Source organism: Phascolarctobacterium succinatutens, from assembly GCF_023497905.1.
In the GTDB taxonomy this organism is placed as follows: Bacteria; Bacillota; Negativicutes; order Acidaminococcales; family Acidaminococcaceae; genus Phascolarctobacterium_A; species Phascolarctobacterium_A succinatutens.
The window spans coordinates 1,298,973-1,314,149 of sequence record NZ_CP097284.1 but is presented as its reverse complement, the minus strand read 5'-3'; the positions used below and the strand labels follow the sequence as shown (position 1 = coordinate 1,314,149).

Annotated in this window: 12 protein-coding genes; 9 read left to right on the top strand and 3 right to left on the bottom strand. The window is 43.3% G+C overall.

What is annotated here, in order from left to right; all coding sequences use genetic code 11:
* The first annotated feature begins 24 nt into the window (after positions 1-24).
* The 5 genes from M5E81_RS06225 (at position 25) to tkt (ending at position 6,901) form a co-directional block, all read left to right on the top strand.
* Positions 25-1,569, top strand: coding sequence for a hypothetical protein (locus M5E81_RS06225; protein WP_249747042.1), 1,545 nt, complete (start codon positions 25-27; stop codon positions 1,567-1,569).
* A gap of 16 nt (positions 1,570-1,585) precedes the next feature.
* Positions 1,586-1,984, top strand: coding sequence for a DUF2207 domain-containing protein (locus tag M5E81_RS06220; protein WP_009146134.1), 399 nt, complete (start codon positions 1,586-1,588; stop codon positions 1,982-1,984).
* A gap of 187 nt (positions 1,985-2,171) precedes the next feature.
* Positions 2,172-4,259 carry a polyribonucleotide nucleotidyltransferase gene (locus M5E81_RS06215; protein ID WP_249747041.1) on the top strand — a complete coding sequence of 696 codons (2,088 nt, stop codon included), beginning with the start codon at positions 2,172-2,174 and terminating at the stop codon, positions 4,257-4,259.
* A 69-nt stretch (positions 4,260-4,328) separates the two neighbouring features.
* Positions 4,329-4,781, top strand: coding sequence for a dUTP diphosphatase (gene dut / locus M5E81_RS06210; protein ID WP_009146131.1), 453 nt, complete (start codon positions 4,329-4,331; stop codon positions 4,779-4,781).
* 137 nt (positions 4,782-4,918) lie between these two features.
* The gene (tkt, locus tag M5E81_RS06205; RefSeq protein WP_249747040.1) at positions 4,919-6,901 is read left to right on the top strand and encodes a transketolase; all 1,983 of its coding nucleotides are present in this window, start codon (positions 4,919-4,921) and stop codon (positions 6,899-6,901) included.
* A 188-nt stretch (positions 6,902-7,089) separates the two neighbouring features.
* Here the strand turns inward: tkt and M5E81_RS11315 are convergent, their stop codons facing one another.
* Positions 7,090-7,284 carry a transposase gene (locus tag M5E81_RS11315; RefSeq protein ID WP_272881147.1) on the bottom strand — a complete coding sequence of 65 codons (195 nt, stop codon included), beginning with the start codon at positions 7,282-7,284 and terminating at the stop codon, positions 7,090-7,092.
* A 188-nt stretch (positions 7,285-7,472) separates the two neighbouring features.
* Between M5E81_RS11315 and M5E81_RS06195 the strand changes: the two genes are divergently transcribed.
* Positions 7,473-8,675 carry an ATP-binding protein gene (locus M5E81_RS06195; protein WP_249747039.1) on the top strand — a complete coding sequence of 401 codons (1,203 nt, stop codon included), beginning with the start codon at positions 7,473-7,475 and terminating at the stop codon, positions 8,673-8,675.
* A gap of 260 nt (positions 8,676-8,935) precedes the next feature.
* On the opposite strand, the gene M5E81_RS06190 is transcribed toward M5E81_RS06195, so the two are convergent.
* On the bottom strand, positions 8,936-9,136 hold the full coding sequence (locus M5E81_RS06190) for a helix-turn-helix domain-containing protein (RefSeq protein WP_044484102.1): 201 nt from the start codon (positions 9,134-9,136) through the stop codon (positions 8,936-8,938).
* 223 nt (positions 9,137-9,359) lie between these two features.
* On the opposite strand from M5E81_RS06190, the gene M5E81_RS06185 reads away from it, so the two are divergent.
* From M5E81_RS06185 to M5E81_RS06175, 3 genes are read left to right on the top strand one after another with little or no spacing between them, the layout of a single operon-like run.
* On the top strand, positions 9,360-12,596 hold the full coding sequence (locus M5E81_RS06185) for a helicase-related protein (RefSeq protein WP_249747038.1): 3,237 nt from the start codon (positions 9,360-9,362) through the stop codon (positions 12,594-12,596).
* Positions 12,596-13,210: a DUF4391 domain-containing protein gene (locus M5E81_RS06180; protein WP_249747037.1), complete on the top strand. Its 615-nt coding sequence runs from the start codon at positions 12,596-12,598 to the stop codon at positions 13,208-13,210. The genes M5E81_RS06185 and M5E81_RS06180 overlap by 1 nt, the downstream gene beginning before the upstream one ends.
* Positions 13,207-14,454 carry a site-specific DNA-methyltransferase gene (locus M5E81_RS06175; RefSeq protein WP_249747036.1) on the top strand — a complete coding sequence of 416 codons (1,248 nt, stop codon included), beginning with the start codon at positions 13,207-13,209 and terminating at the stop codon, positions 14,452-14,454. Before M5E81_RS06180 ends, M5E81_RS06175 begins: the two co-directional genes overlap by 4 nt.
* A gap of 48 nt (positions 14,455-14,502) precedes the next feature.
* Here M5E81_RS06175 and M5E81_RS06170 read toward each other — a convergent pair whose 3' ends face one another.
* On the bottom strand, positions 14,503-15,048 hold the full coding sequence (locus tag M5E81_RS06170) for a P-loop nucleotide/nucleoside kinase family protein (RefSeq protein WP_226313799.1): 546 nt from the start codon (positions 15,046-15,048) through the stop codon (positions 14,503-14,505).
* Positions 15,049-15,177: the final 129 nt, after the last annotated feature.

Below are 15,177 nucleotides of genomic sequence, written 5' to 3'. Positions count from 1 at the left end.
AATACGTCAGAGAATGGAGAAAAAATGACTAATGTTTTCGATTTGATAGAAGAATTTTATACACAGGATGAAGAATGGAATACGGTATTGCAGCAAGCCTGTGCTGAGGATTTCCTGCGCTATAAAACATGGCAGGGAGCCAAGGATGGCGAGCTGGTCAAGATTTGGGATTATATTACGATTCTTTGTATTTACCTTGGCAATTCCGAGAACTTTCTCGGTGATATGTCGCGTGAGGATTTTATTGACTGCGTAGGCTGGTGCTGCCGCAATGTTTCCGGCTTCCCGGCAACGGAGAGCAACATCGCACATTTCCTGGATGTTATGCAGGAGTTTTATGCATATATGAAAAAGAAACGCATTATTACCCGTGATAATGCGCCTGCCGAAGCCAAAGCCAAGCTGCTGGTTGACGGAAAACTGCAGATTGTCGGCAAAGATGGCAGCTTTTTGCCGGAGTATGACCGCTACAATCTTTATTCTACGCCGGATTTGCCGACGAAAGTGTACTTGAACATCGGCGAGAGAATGCAGAATCTGCTGGATGATGTGCAAAGCTACTATACGCAGAAGCAGTTCCGTCGCGATTTGGAGCGGGCCGATTTTCTCTTCGGCGGTATTTTTCAGAATGGTACAGTTCAGGAAAAGCCGGGCACGGAGGAATATTCACAGACCTTTTGGGATTATTTTCTTTTTGACTATCGCCTGCTTGAAGATGACAAAACGCCGCTGCAGCATTACCGTGATGTAATCTGCCGCGACGCTTCCGAGATGGATACCTCCGTTGATATTTTGAATGAGCTGATTAAGGCAAAGCTGGTTCTCTTTGATGTGCAAAGACGCACGGAGGAGGGAATGTATGTCTGCAGAAATATTTTCACCAATGAAAAATATACCCTGATGCTGCCGGTAGATGATAATATTGACACAGAAGGCTATATTTTCATGGGCCATATTTTTTATGAAAATACTATGGTGATGAACTTCCTGCGCGGACTGGTGATGTCGCAAACCTCGCGTAAGCGCTTTTTCGAGGTTGTCAGCGCGGCGAAGGACTGGTTTGCTGTGCGCCAAAGCGGCGAAATGAGCTGGGAGGAGTTTATCAACCGTAATCCGATGTTCGTGCGCCATGTTTCTGTTGTATATGCCATCTATGTGCGGATGGAGGGCTTTAATTTCAGCACGCAGATAAGTGATTATCAGCCGGCGGCGCTGCTTGAGGACAAGACCTCGGCAATGCTGGAATCTCTTAGAGGAACAGGCCTTTTTTCTGCCTATGATATACAGCTGATGCGTACCATGTGGAGCGATTTTATGCTTCGTGGCAATGCTTTGCCTGATAATACAGACGCTGATTTTGAGCATTGGACGGCAGCTGTTATGTACTGCTTTGTTAAGCTGAATGATGTTTATACCTTTACGGAAAAGCAGGTTTTTGCTATGTGCCGTGCTACCGACCATGTAAAGCTGAAGCAGATGATAGATATGCTAAATAAAACCTTGCAGCTGGAGGCACACGACCCGCGTTATGTTAACGAAGAGGGTCTGTTGCTGATGCTGCTGCAGTGAGAGGAGGCACCAGAATATGAAGTGTGATTTTTGCGGACACGAGGTTGCTCCCGGCACAGTGGAATGTCCGTACTGCCATTATCAGTTCAAGATTGATGCGCAGGTGCTCAGTCCGGAGGAGCGCGATACCTTTGAGGGCGTGACGATAGACGAGAGCGCAGGCACAGAGGAAACCAAAAGCGCCAGGGAAGGCGCTGTATATGACAGCGGCGCTGATGCTTATAATGAAAGACAGCAGCAGGTGCCGCCGAATATTAAGGTGCATACCTTTGGCTGCGGCAGCGGAATTCTGATTACCTTTCTGATTTTGTGCGGCATTGTGGCAGTTATCTTCTTTTTGCTGCCGACGTTTATTGTCTTTGCCGCTGTGGGCGCAATAGTTTTGTTTATTATGCGCCTTTTTATGGGCTTTTAAAGGCTTAAAAAATGTGTTTCTGACGGCCGGCAGTGTTGCCTTTGGCAGAGCTGCCGGCTGTTTTCGTCTGTTGTAGAAATTTTTTCAAAAAAATTTTAAAAAGCCGTAAAAATATAGAGGATTTTTCTGATTGACGGCGAATAATATGCAGGTACACAATGTGTGAAAAGAATAGGAGGCATAAGATATGCATAGTTACAGCATGGATCTTGGCGGCAGAACTCTTACTATTGAAGCCGGCAAGATTGCAAAACAAGCTAATGGCGCTGTATTAGTTCGTTATGGCGATACCGCCGTAGTAGTTGCCGTTACCGGCACCAAAACCCCGCGTGAGGGTGTAGACTTCTTCCCTTTGACTGTTGATTTTGAAGAAAAAATGTACGCCGTAGGTAAAATCCCTGGCGGCTTTATTAAACGCGAAGGCCGTCCGTCTGAGCAGGCTATCCTGACCAGCCGTCTGATTGACCGTCCGATTCGCCCGATGTTCCCGGAAGGCTACCACAACGATGTACAGATCGTTGCTACCGCTGTTTCCGTTGATCCCGACAATGCTCCGGATATGCCCGCTATGATCGGTGCATCCTGCGCTCTGTCTATTTCCGATATTCCGTTCGAAGGTCCTATCGCAGGTGTGCGCGTAGGCCTGATTGATGGTGAATTCATCATCAACCCGACTGTTGAACAGGCTAAAATCAGCCAACTGAACCTGGCTGTTGCCGGCACCAAAGACGCTATCCTGATGGTAGAAGCAGGTGCTAACGAAGTTTCCGAAGAAACCATGCTGGACGCTATCTGGTTCGGTCATGGCGTAATCAAACAGCTCGTTGAGTTCCAAGAGAAAATCGTTGCTGAAATCGGCAAAGAAAAAATGGAAGTTCCGTTCTACGCTCCGCCTGAAGAAATGGTTGCGGAAATCGAAGAATACGGTGCTCAAAAGCTCAAAGATGCTCTGATGGATGCTAACAAGCTGGAGCGCGAAGAAAACGTTGCTAAGGTTAAAGCTGAAATCGCTGAAGTATTCCTGGAGAAATATCCTGATAATGCTAAAGACGTTGCTTATATCACCCAAAAGCTGGTTAAGAAAATCGTTCGCCGCACTATCTCTGTAGATAAGATTCGTCCTGACGGTCGTCAATTAGACGAAGTACGTCCGGTAAGCTGCGAGGTTGGCCTGCTGGCTCGTCCGCATGGCAGCTCTCTGTTCACCCGTGGTCAGACTCAGATTTTGAACGTTCTGGCTCTGGCTCCGTTGCGTGAAGCACAGATTCTTGATGGCCTCGGCGCTGAGGAAACCAAGCGTTATATCCATCACTACAACTTCCCGCCGTACAGCGTAGGCGAAACCAAACCGCTGCGCAGCCCCGGCCGTCGTGAAATCGGTCACGGTGCTCTGGCTGAGCGTGCTCTGCGTCCGGTTATTCCTTCTGAAGAGGATTTCCCGTATGCAATCCGTCTGGTATCCGAGGTTCTGGAATCCAACGGTTCCTCCTCCATGGGCTCTGTTTGCGCAAGCACCCTGTCCCTGATGGATGCAGGTGTTCCTATTAAGGCTCCTGTTGCCGGCGTTGCTATGGGCCTTGTTAAGGATGGCGAATACTTCACTATTCTGACTGATATCCAAGGTCTGGAGGATGCTCTGGGCGATATGGACTTCAAGGTTGCAGGTACCGAAAAAGGTATTACTGCTATCCAGATGGATATTAAGATTGACGGTATCAACAAGGATATCTTCACTCAGGCTTTGGCACAGGCTAAACGCGGCCGTGAGTTCATCATGGGCAAAATGATGGAATGCATCAGCGAACCGCGCAAAGAGCTGTCCAAATATGCTCCGAAGATTACTACTATCCATGTAGATCCTGATAAGATTGCTAAGGTTATCGGACCCGGCGGCAAGATGATCAAGAAGATCGTTGACGAAACCGGCGCTAAGATTGATATCGATGATACCGGCCGCGTATTTATCGCTGCTGTTAATACCGAGGCTGCTAATAAGGCTATCGAGATGATCGAGGGCATTACTGCTGAGGCTGAGGTTGGCAAGGTTTATACCGGTAAGGTTACCCGTCTGATGAACTTTGGTGCTTTCGTTGAGATTCTGCCGGGCAAGGAAGGTCTGGTACATATTTCCCAACTGTCTACTGAGCATGTAGATAAGGTTGAGGATGTTGTAAGTGTTGGCGATGAAATTGTTGTTAAGGTTACTGAAATCGACAACAAGGGTCGCATTAACCTGTCCCGCAAGGCTGTTCTGATGAAGAGCGTACAAAAATAATTTGTGAATTTAAAAGAGCTGTCGCATTTGTGACAGCTCTTTTTTGTAGATTGGAGGAGTGAGTTACTAATGAAAACACGTGGTTTTGAAAAGGTTGCCAAGTATATGGATGTTGAGTTCCCGATGCCGGAGCGCAAGACACAGTTCAGCGCCGGTTATGATATCAGCGCTGCCGAAGAGGTTGTGCTGGAGCCGGGCAAGCTGGTGCTGGTGCCTACCGGTGTGAAGGCCTATATGCAGACAGGCGAGTTCTTGGGCCTGCATATCCGCAGCAGCATGGCGGTGAAGAAGCATCTGATGCTGGTGAATAATGTCGGTATTATTGATGCCGATTATTATAACAATGCTGATAACGAAGGTCACATTATGGTGGCTTTGATGAATATGGGTACCGAGGCTGTTACTATTCCTCAGGGTGAGCGCATTGCCCAAGGTATTTTTTTCAATTACCTGACGGTGGATGATGATGATAAGATAGAAAAAGCAGTCCGTGGCGGCGGCTTCGGCAGCACAGGCAAATAATAATATCACAGTATTACTTCGCTTGGAGATTCGGTTAAAAGTGTAAATAGTTTACAATTTTAACGAAAAAGTGTAGACAATATAGGGAAATATGATATAATTAATTTAGATAATTTTGGTAAATGGAGGTTTTCTCGATGCAGAAAATTGATCAGGCATGTGTAAACACCCTTCGCTTTTTGGCAGCAGACCAGGTAGAAAAGGCTAAATCCGGCCATCCTGGCTTCCCTCTGGGTACAGCTCCTTTGATGTACACCATTTGGGACCGCTTTATGAATTATAATCCGGCTGATCCGCAATGGTTCAACCGCGACCGTTTCATCCTTTCTCCGGGTCACGGCAGCGCTTTGCTTTATGCTATGCTGCATCTGGCAGGCTATGACCTGTCCCTGGATGAGCTGAAAAACTTCCGCCAATGGGGCAGCAAGACTCCGGGTCATCCGGAATTCGGCCTGACTCCGGGCGTTGACGTTTCTACCGGTCCTCTGGGCCATGGCTTTGCTATGGGTGTTGGCTTTGCTATTGCCGAAGCTATGCTGGGCGCAAAGTACAACAAACCTGATTTCCCGGTTGTTGACCACTACACCTTTGGTCTGACCTCTGACGGCGACCTGATGGAGGGCGTTTCCTGCGAGGCTGCTTCTCTGGCAGGTACCCTTGGCTTGGGCAAACTGATTTACTTATATGATGACAACAAAATTACTATCGAAGGCAGCACTGATATTGCCTTCACTGAGGATGTTGAAGCCCGCTTCAGGGCTTATGGCTGGCAGGTTCTGCGCGTAGAAAGCAGCGAGGATGTTGACGCTATGCAGGCAGCTATCGAAGAAGCTAAGGCTGATACTATGCATCCTTCTCTGATTATTGTACGTACTCACATCGGCTTCGGCAGCCCGAAACAGGACAGCCCGTCCTGCCATGGCGAGCCGCTGGGTGGTGAAGCATTGGCGGCTACCAAAGAAAAAGCCGGCTGGCCGCAGGAAATGTTCTATGTACCTGCTGAGGTTAAAGAACATTTTGCTGCTAAGCTGGATGGCTGTGCTGCAAATGAAGCTGCTTGGAAGGCTTTGATGGATGACTATAAGATGGTATATCCAGAGCTGGCTAAAGAGCTGGAAGACCGCATTGCCGGCAACTCCATGGTTAACCTGAGTGCTCTGGAAGCAATCTTCAAGGATACCGTTAAAAACGCTACCCGCGAAGCAAGCGGTGATATTATCCAAGTTTTGGCTGCACAGCTGCCTGAGCTGGTTGGCGGCAGTGCTGACCTTGGTCCTTCCAACAAAACTATCATGAAAACCGGCGGTTACTTCTCCAAGCTTGACAGAACCGGCCGCAACATTCACTTTGGCGTTCGCGAGCACGCTATGGGTACCGTTCTGAACGGTATTTCCCTGCATGGTGGCTTCATTCCCTTCGGTGGTACCTTCCTGGTATTTGCTGACTTTCTGCGTCCGACCATCCGTATGGCAGCACTCATGGGCATTCAGTCCGTATTCGTACTGACTCATGACAGCATTGCGCTGGGCGAAGACGGTCCTACTCATCAGCCGATTGAAACTACTATGGCATTGCGTCTGATTCCGAACGTAAGCGTTATCCGTCCGGCTGACGCTCTGGAAACTGCTACCGCATGGCAACAGGCTTGCCTGAACAAGCATAAACCGACCTGCCTGCTGCTGAGCCGTCAAAAGCTGACTGTACTGCATGACTATGCAGCAACCATTCATGAAAACGCTCATAAGGGCGCCTATGTACTGAGCCCGGCTAAGAACGAGGCGAAGGCTGTTCTGATCGGTACCGGCAGTGAAGTACATCTGGCACTGGCTGCACAGGCTAAGCTGGCAGAAGAGGGCATTGACGTTAGCGTTGTATCTATGCCTTGCTGGGATGCTTTTGATGCTCAAAGCGATGAGTACAAGGAAAGTGTTCTGCCTGCAGGCGTAACCAAGTTTGCTGTTGAAGCAGGCGTTCCTTACGGTTGGAGCCGTTACACCGGCACTGAAAAGAATGTTCTGGGCATTACTACCTTCGGCGCTTCCGCACCCGGCGATGTAATGATGGAAAAATACGGCTTTACTGTTGAAAACCTGGTTGCAAAGGTTAAAGCAGCGCTGTAAGCTTAATTTGAAATTGATCTTAAAGGGTTCTATGTCAAGTTTTGGGGTATTCAAGACTTTAACATCATAGACCTAGACAATACATAATTATTTTTGCAATTCAACCAGCCTCTAGTATATTTATATTGGAGGCTGGTTTTATTTTTCTAAAATAAGACATAGTTATCCTAATGCGATTTTACTATATTTTATTCCAGATACAGTATTCTGTTTCGAAATCTGTCGATATTCCTTATACCATAGCTGATTCGCTTCAATGCTTTGATTTTATTGTTACTGCCTTCAATAAACCCGTTAGAAATTCTTTCGTCAATTATATTTGCAATTTCAGTTTTCCAATTATAGAACCTTTTTGTGCCTGTGTTTGGATTATAAAGAGGAATAGCTCGTGCAATAGTATTAAAAATAATTAACAGTAACGCAAAAATTGCTCATAGTGTTAAAATAAATTAATACTATCGACGAAATGTACGATAGTATTAAAAATAATTAACACTGTTGCGGAGGGGAGTGGGTTGTGTTAGAATATAATAAAGGAAAATGTGCTGACAAAGCGGAAAGGAGCAGGGTTATGGTTATCAGAACACAGTATCTGGAACGTTTGCGCCCGTTTTATGATTCGGAGCTGGTAAAGGTTATTACCGGCATCAGACGTTGCGGTAAATCTACTATTTTGCGTCAGGTTATTGCTGAAATAAAGGAAAATGGTATCGAGGATTCGCATATCGTTTACATAAATTTTGAAGATTATAAGTATCATAAGCTGACAGATGCAGATGCTTTTTATGAATATGTTGAGCAAAAAATTGTTGATGAAAGTAAATATTATCTGTTTTTCGATGAAATTCAAAATGTAAATAATTTTGAGCTTGTGGTAAATTCTTTTCGGGCAACTCATAATGTGAGTATCTTTATTACCGGTTCTAATTCTAAACTGCTTTCGGGAGAATTAGCTACGCATTTAAGTGGCAGGACTGTATCTTTGCGCGTATTACCGTTCAATTTTATGGAGTTCTGTCAATACAAAGATATCTCTGCGCCGGATTATGAAACTCTGCTGGCGGAATACATGACTTATGGTGGCTTGCCTTTGGTATGTGGCGCTGCCAATAAGGAAACCAAAGAGGTTATTTTAAATAATATATATGATGCGGTTGTGCTGAAGGATATAGTCATGCGTAACAAAATAAATTCGCCGCTGGTTCTGGAAAAGGTACTTGATTATATTGTAGGTAACTCTTCACTGACTGTTTCCGGTAATGCTATTGCCGGTACGCTTTCAAGTAATGGGCATAAGGTTTCTGCACCTGTTGTGTATGATTATCTGCGCTGCATTGTTGATGCCTGTGTTTGCGATAAGGTTTCGCGTTATGATATTCGTGGCAAGAAGGCGCTTGCATTTGAAGAGAAGTATTATGTTTGCGACCTTGGCTTTCTGCATTTGAAGAAAAACAGAATTAAGGACGAGTATAACTATATTATTGAAACAATTTGCTATAATGAGCTGATTTCGCGTGGCTATAAGGTCTATGTAGGTAAAACCTGGAAGGGTGAGATTGACTTTATCGCAGAATTGAATTGTAAGATTATTTATATTCAGGCAGCGTATCTTTTAACTGATGAAAAAACGATAGAGCGAGAGTTTGGAGCATATGAAAAAATTGCTGATAATTATCCCAAATATGTTATAACTTTTGATAAGCATACCATTTCAAGAAATGGCATTATCCATTATAATCTCATTGATTTCCTGCTCAGAAAAGTAGATCTTTAATTTTTAGTATGCAATATAATATTTTGAATCAATCACGTAAGCAGTTTACTGTGCTTGCGTGATTTTTCTTTGAATTTCTATAAATATTTTTTTGCAAGCGCAATGGCATATTTTGACAGAATGTGAAAAAAATTTAAGCTTTTTTCTGGAATAAGCAATTCTGTTACGAGAAAAGGGAGAAAATGCACATTTCTCGTAATAGAATTCATCGTTATAATAAAAATAAGGATTCACTTCCGATTTACTTGCGAAGTGAATCCTTATTTTTTGTTTGTTAAGCCTAAAATGTAATCCGTGGATGTGTTATGAAATTTAGCCAAGGCAATGAGTATATCTGTCGGTATATCCCGTTCGCCTTTTTCATAGTTGCTGTAGACTCTTTGTGAGCAGTTAAGGATTTCAGCCATTTGTGTTTGCGTCATATCCTTGTCCTCACGTAAGTCGCGAATACGCTGATACATTGTTATCACCCAATAACATTATAGAAAGAGATGGCACTTCAACTTGCTATTTAGCGCAAATTGCGCTAAAATCAGAACAGGAAAGTATTAGCTTGCTAATACGTCAGGCAAAACACACTCGATGTGTGCTTTTGCTTGACGGGGGGGGACAACAGTGTATCATTATAATGAGTTATTAACAAATTTTTGATACATGAACAATTAACGGAGCTGACTTGAGAAAATGAAGGTTATTAGAAACGTAAATGAAACGCTAAAAGATGATTTGGCCTTAGAATTGCAGAAGGGCAGTATGCTGTCTATTGTGGCAGCAGATTTTTCTATGTATGCCTTCGAGGCTTTGCGTAAGGAGCTGAGCGAGATTGAAGAATTACGTTTTATTTTCACTGACCCTACTTTTATTCAAAAAGAGAATAGCAAGAAGGAAAAACGTGAATTTTATATTCCTAAAATAAATCGTGAGCGTCGTATTTATGGCACGGAATTTGAGGTAAAGCTGCGCAACGAATTAAATCAAAAGGCTATTGCCAAGGAATGTGCTGAGTGGATTAAGAAGAAGGTTACCTTTAAATCCAATGTTGGTAATAAGGAAATTACAGATAGGTTTATTGTATTGAACGATATAGCGTATTATACCGTTAATAGCTTCACGACTGTTGATTTAGGCTGTGAGCAGGGAAACAATATGGGCGTGAACATATTAAAGCTAGAAAGTCCTGCGTCGCAGGCATTCATAGAGCAATTTGCCAAGCTCTGGCAGAACGAAGAAGAGTTAAAGGACGTAACCAACAATGTTATAAGCAGTATAAGCTCGGCTTATAATGAGAATGCGCCTGAGTTTATTTATTTCGTGACGCTGTATAATATTTTCCATGAATTTCTTACGGATATCAGTGAGGATGAGCTGCCAAATGAGCGTACAGGCTTTAAGAACAGCAAAATCTGGAATATGCTCTTTAATTTTCAACGTGATGCTGCGTTAGGCATTATTAATAAGCTGGAAAAATATAATGGCTGCATTTTAGCTGACAGTGTTGGTTTGGGCAAAACCTTTACTGCATTAGCTGTTATTAAATATTATGAAGGACGCAACAAGAATGTACTTGTATTATGTCCGAAAAAGCTGGCAGACAACTGGAATACGTATCGCGCTAACTATAAAAACAACCCTATTGCCAGCGACAGACTGCGCTATGATGTCTTATATCATTCAGACCTGCTGCGCAAGCGCGGTTATAGCGGTGATATTGATTTAAGCAGGATAAATTGGAGTAACTATGACCTTGTAGTTATTGATGAATCGCATAATTTCCGTAATGGTGGTGCCTTTGATGGCGAAGATAAAGAGAATCGCTATACGGTGCTGATGAACAAGGTTATTCGTGAGGGCGTGCAGACAAAGGTGTTGATGCTTTCTGCTACTCCCGTTAATAATCGCTTTAACGATTTGAAGAATCAGCTGCAATTGGCCTATGAAGGTGATAGCAGCAAAATTAATGATAAGCTGAACACCAAAAACTCTATAGATGATATTTTCCGTAATGCGCAGGCTGCCTATAATCATTGGTCGAAGCTGCCTCCGGCAGAACGCACAGTGCAGAATTTGCTGGAAAACCTCAGCTATGATTTTTTCAATTTGCTTGATTCTGTGACTATTGCACGTTCACGCAAGCATATTACCAGATATTATGATACAAAGGCTATTGGCAGCTTTCCTGAACGCAAAACGCCGCTATCCTTTCGCCCTGCATTGGTTAAGAATGGCGCGGTAAATTATAAAGAAATATTTTCGAAGCTTGATGAGCTGGAGCTGTCTATATATACTCCTACGGAATTTATTTTGCATAGCCGTTTGCCGAAATATGCAGAGCTTTTTGATGATAATAAGGTCAATACTGGCTTTACACAGGCGAACCGTGAGCGTGGTATTCGTCGACTGATGGCGATAAATATTTTGAAGCGCATGGAAAGCTCCGTGTATTCGTTCAGGCTGACTGTGGAAAGAGTGCGGGCTAGTATTTGCGCAGCATTGCAAAAGATAGACAGCTTCACACAGCACAGGCTTGCTAATGCGCAGGTGGATACCGGTACTGATTTCAGCGGCGCCGATTTTGATATGGAAGAGGAAAGCTTTGTTGTGGGCAAAAAAGTTCCTATTGAGCTGGCTGACATGGATATTGTGAGCTGGGGGCATAGCTTGCAGCATGACAAGGAGTGTTTGGATGAGCTGCTTGGGATGGTGCAGGGGATAACGCCTGAGCAGGATAATAAGCTGCAGGAACTGCTAGAGCTTATAGACGATAAAATTCAGCATCCCTTGAATGCAGATAACAAGAAAATTATTGTGTTTACTGCCTTTGCCGATACTGCTGCTTATCTTTATGAGCATATCAGCAAGCATGTGCAGGAGCAGTTTGGCTTGCATACAGCGATGGTTACAGGCTCGGTGGATGGCAGATGCACGATACCGAAGCTTAGGTGTGATTTGAATACTGTACTGACCTGTTTTGCACCATTGGCGAAGGATAAGAAGCTGATTTTCCCTGAGGATAAAAACGATATAGATATTTTGATTGCTACTGATTGTATTTCCGAAGGTCAGAATTTGCAGGATTGTGATTTTCTTGTGAATTATGATATACATTGGAATCCAGTGCGTATCGTCCAGCGCTTCGGCCGTATTGACCGCATAGGCAGCAGAAATGCCTTTATCCAATTGGTTAATTTTTGGCCAGACGTGGATTTGGACGACTACATTGACCTCAAAAGCCGTGTAGAAAGTCGTATGAAGGCAGTTGATTTGACTGCTACCGCGGACGATAATCTGCTGAGCAATAATGAAAAGCTCGACTTGCAGTATCGCAAGCAGCAGCTTCAGCAGCTACAAAAGGAAGTTGTCGATATTGAGGATATGAGTACGGGTATTTCCATTATGGATTTAGGCTTAAACGAGTTCCGCCTTGATTTACTGGAATATATAAAGACGCATGGCGAGCTGGATAAAACCCCCTTTGGCTTGCATGCCGTTGTGCCTGCGAGTGAGGAATGCCCTCCTGGTGTAATTTACGTGCTGAAAAACTGCACGGATAACATAAATATAGACAGAAAAAATCTGCTGCATCCGTTTTATGCCGTATATATTGGCGAGGATGGTGAGATTATCTGCAACCATTTGGCGCCGAAGAAGCTGTTGGACAAGCTGCGCTTTACCTGCCGTGGCAAGGATAAGCCTATGACGGATTTGTGCAATGGATTCAACAAGGCGACGAATGATGGCAGAAGTATGGGTGTTTATTCCCGGCTTTTGGAGGATGCTATTGCTTCCATAATTAACGTGAAGGACGCTGACGATGTGGACAGCTTCCTGAGCGGTGAAGAAATCAGCTTCTTTGACAATAGTATTAAGGGACTGGATGATTTTGAACTGATTTGCTTCCTCGTTGTGCGAGGTGAGCAGTAATGTTAGGCTTACCGCAGACTACAGAAGTAAAAAAAATTATTCCCAAACGTGCCTTATACAGCAAGTTTCAAATGAATACAGCGGAGCAGAAGGAGTTTGATGCAGCCATCAGGCAGATGACCATTGTCAACGAAATTTCCTTACGCACAATTCCTGCCTTGCAAAAAAAGGAGCAGGAAAAAGCAGTTTATGTTTTGGCAGTACAGCTGAAGCAGGAGGGCTGTGCGGAAAGGCTTTTGCAAAGGCTGTGCAGGCTGATTGACCAACGCTTGCTGTTGGCGCTTTGCTATGAAGATAAGCTGCAGCTGGCGCTGTATTTCGATAACAGAATATTGCTCAATGAGTTTATGCCTGTGGCTGAGCAGAAGGTGAATTTGCAAGGCACAAGCTTAAACGATATTTGGGAGCACTTAGCTCTGCAGGTGGCGCAATTAACGCCACGTGCAGGGCTTACACCTGCTTCCGTGATTGCCAATGCCGGCAGGCGGGCAGAAGCAGAAGCACAGATAGCAGCGCTGACGAAGAAAATGTTTGCGGAAAAGCAGGCACGCAAAAAACTGACCTTGCGTGAAGCAATAAACAAGCTGAAAAAAGAACTGGAGGATTTACAATGATGGAACATCTCAACATGCAATCTATGGATAAGGTTGCAGCAAACGTAGCGAAGATAAGGGAGCTATTCCCTAATTGCGTTACCGAAAGAATCAATAATGAGGGCAAATTGGAGCATGCCATTGATTTTGATATGCTGAAACAGGAGCTTAGTGACCATGTTGTAGATGGCTTGCAGGAACGCTACCAGTTTACATGGCCGGATAAGCGCAAAGCAATTTTGGCTGCCAATGCACCGATTAACAAAACCTTGCGCCCCTGCAGAGAAGAAAGCGTGGACTTCGATAATACGGAGAACCTTTATATTGAAGGCGATAATCTGGAAGTACTCAAGCTGCTGCAGGAAACGTATTTGGGCAAGGTGAAGATGATTTATATTGATCCGCCGTATAATACGGGTAATGACTTTATTTATCGCGATGAATTTAAGCAAAATGCTTCGGAATACAAGGATAATAGTGGCCAATATGATGAAGAAGGGAATCAGATGGTTACTAATACTGAGAGTAACGGTCGTTTTCATACTGATTGGCTGAATATGATATATCCTAGATTGAAGCTAGCAAAAGATTTGCTGAGTGATGATGGTGTTATTGCTATTAGCATAGATGAAAATGAAGTAGAAAATTTAAAAAGATGTTGTAAAGAGATTTACGGTGAATCTAATTATATAGCTACAATTATATCAAAAATGAATCCTAGAGGTTCTCAGTCTAGTAAAGACATAGCTATTACGCACGAGTATATTTTGGTTATTGCAAAATCTAAAGAGTATCAAGTAAATGGTTTGGAATTAACCGAAGAACAAGAGAAAGAGTACAAGTATCAAGACGCTATGGGATGTTACAGATTATTGGGATTAAGAAAAAGAGGAGCAGATTCTAGAAGAGAAGATTCACCCAGTATGTATTTCCCGATATATTACGATCCTGACAATGATAACTTATCTACAATAGAAAAATATAGCGTTATAATATATCCTAAATTAAGCGATGGAACTGATGGTAGATGGAGATGGAGTAAATCAAAAGTAGAGAGAGAAAAAAACTTACTGGTAGTAAGAGCAGTAAAACGTGGCACAGAATATGAATATGATGTTTTTAGTAAGGATTATCTCAGCGAAAATAAAAGAAGAAAACCTATGAGTATTTGGGATGATAAAGAAATTAACAATGAATTTGCAACTGAATTACTTACAGATCTTTTTAAAGAAAAGGCTATGTCACAACAAACAGTTGATATATAGCCATTTTTATAGGGGAGCCTTAAAACTCCCCTACAAACTGGAAGTTGTCTAAAATAGTAAAGCCGTACCGCTTACTATTTTTTCTTTTACTGCTGAAACAGTATCTTTGATTGAATGCGTAGTTGTATCTATAACATTTAATTCATAGATTCCCAAATTGGAAAATTGCTCCCACATGGTTTCTACCAATTCGATATTTGTCTTTCGGTCTAACTTTGAGCGTTCAACAGCTCGCTTCAAGGTTTCTTCCTTACTTGCCCTTAAAATAATATAATGCACCTCATAATGTTCCCGAACAAGACTTTGCCACGGCTTTAAAAACCACGGTCCGATAATACCGTCAACAATTACATCATATCCACCACGAGCATATCGCTTCGCAGCTTCTAAAAACGCTTCAATGACAATCAAATTTTGCTCATTTGATTCTGGTAAATGCGGTGGTATTGCCCCTTTACTCAAATAATGATAAAAGTCATCTGTGTGCATATGCACAGACTTTTCCAAATCTGATTCTTTTGCAACAGCAGATGCCGTTGTAGTTTTTCCTGTCCCCGGCGCACCTGTGATTACAATAATTCTACCTTGATTTATCTATATTTTACCTCCACAAATTCCGATTTGTTGATAACTCATTATATCATAAATCTATTCACTGTATCATAAATCTATCCACTTTTCAATCTATATCACGCAATTAACTTGGAAAGGAACACCGCCGAG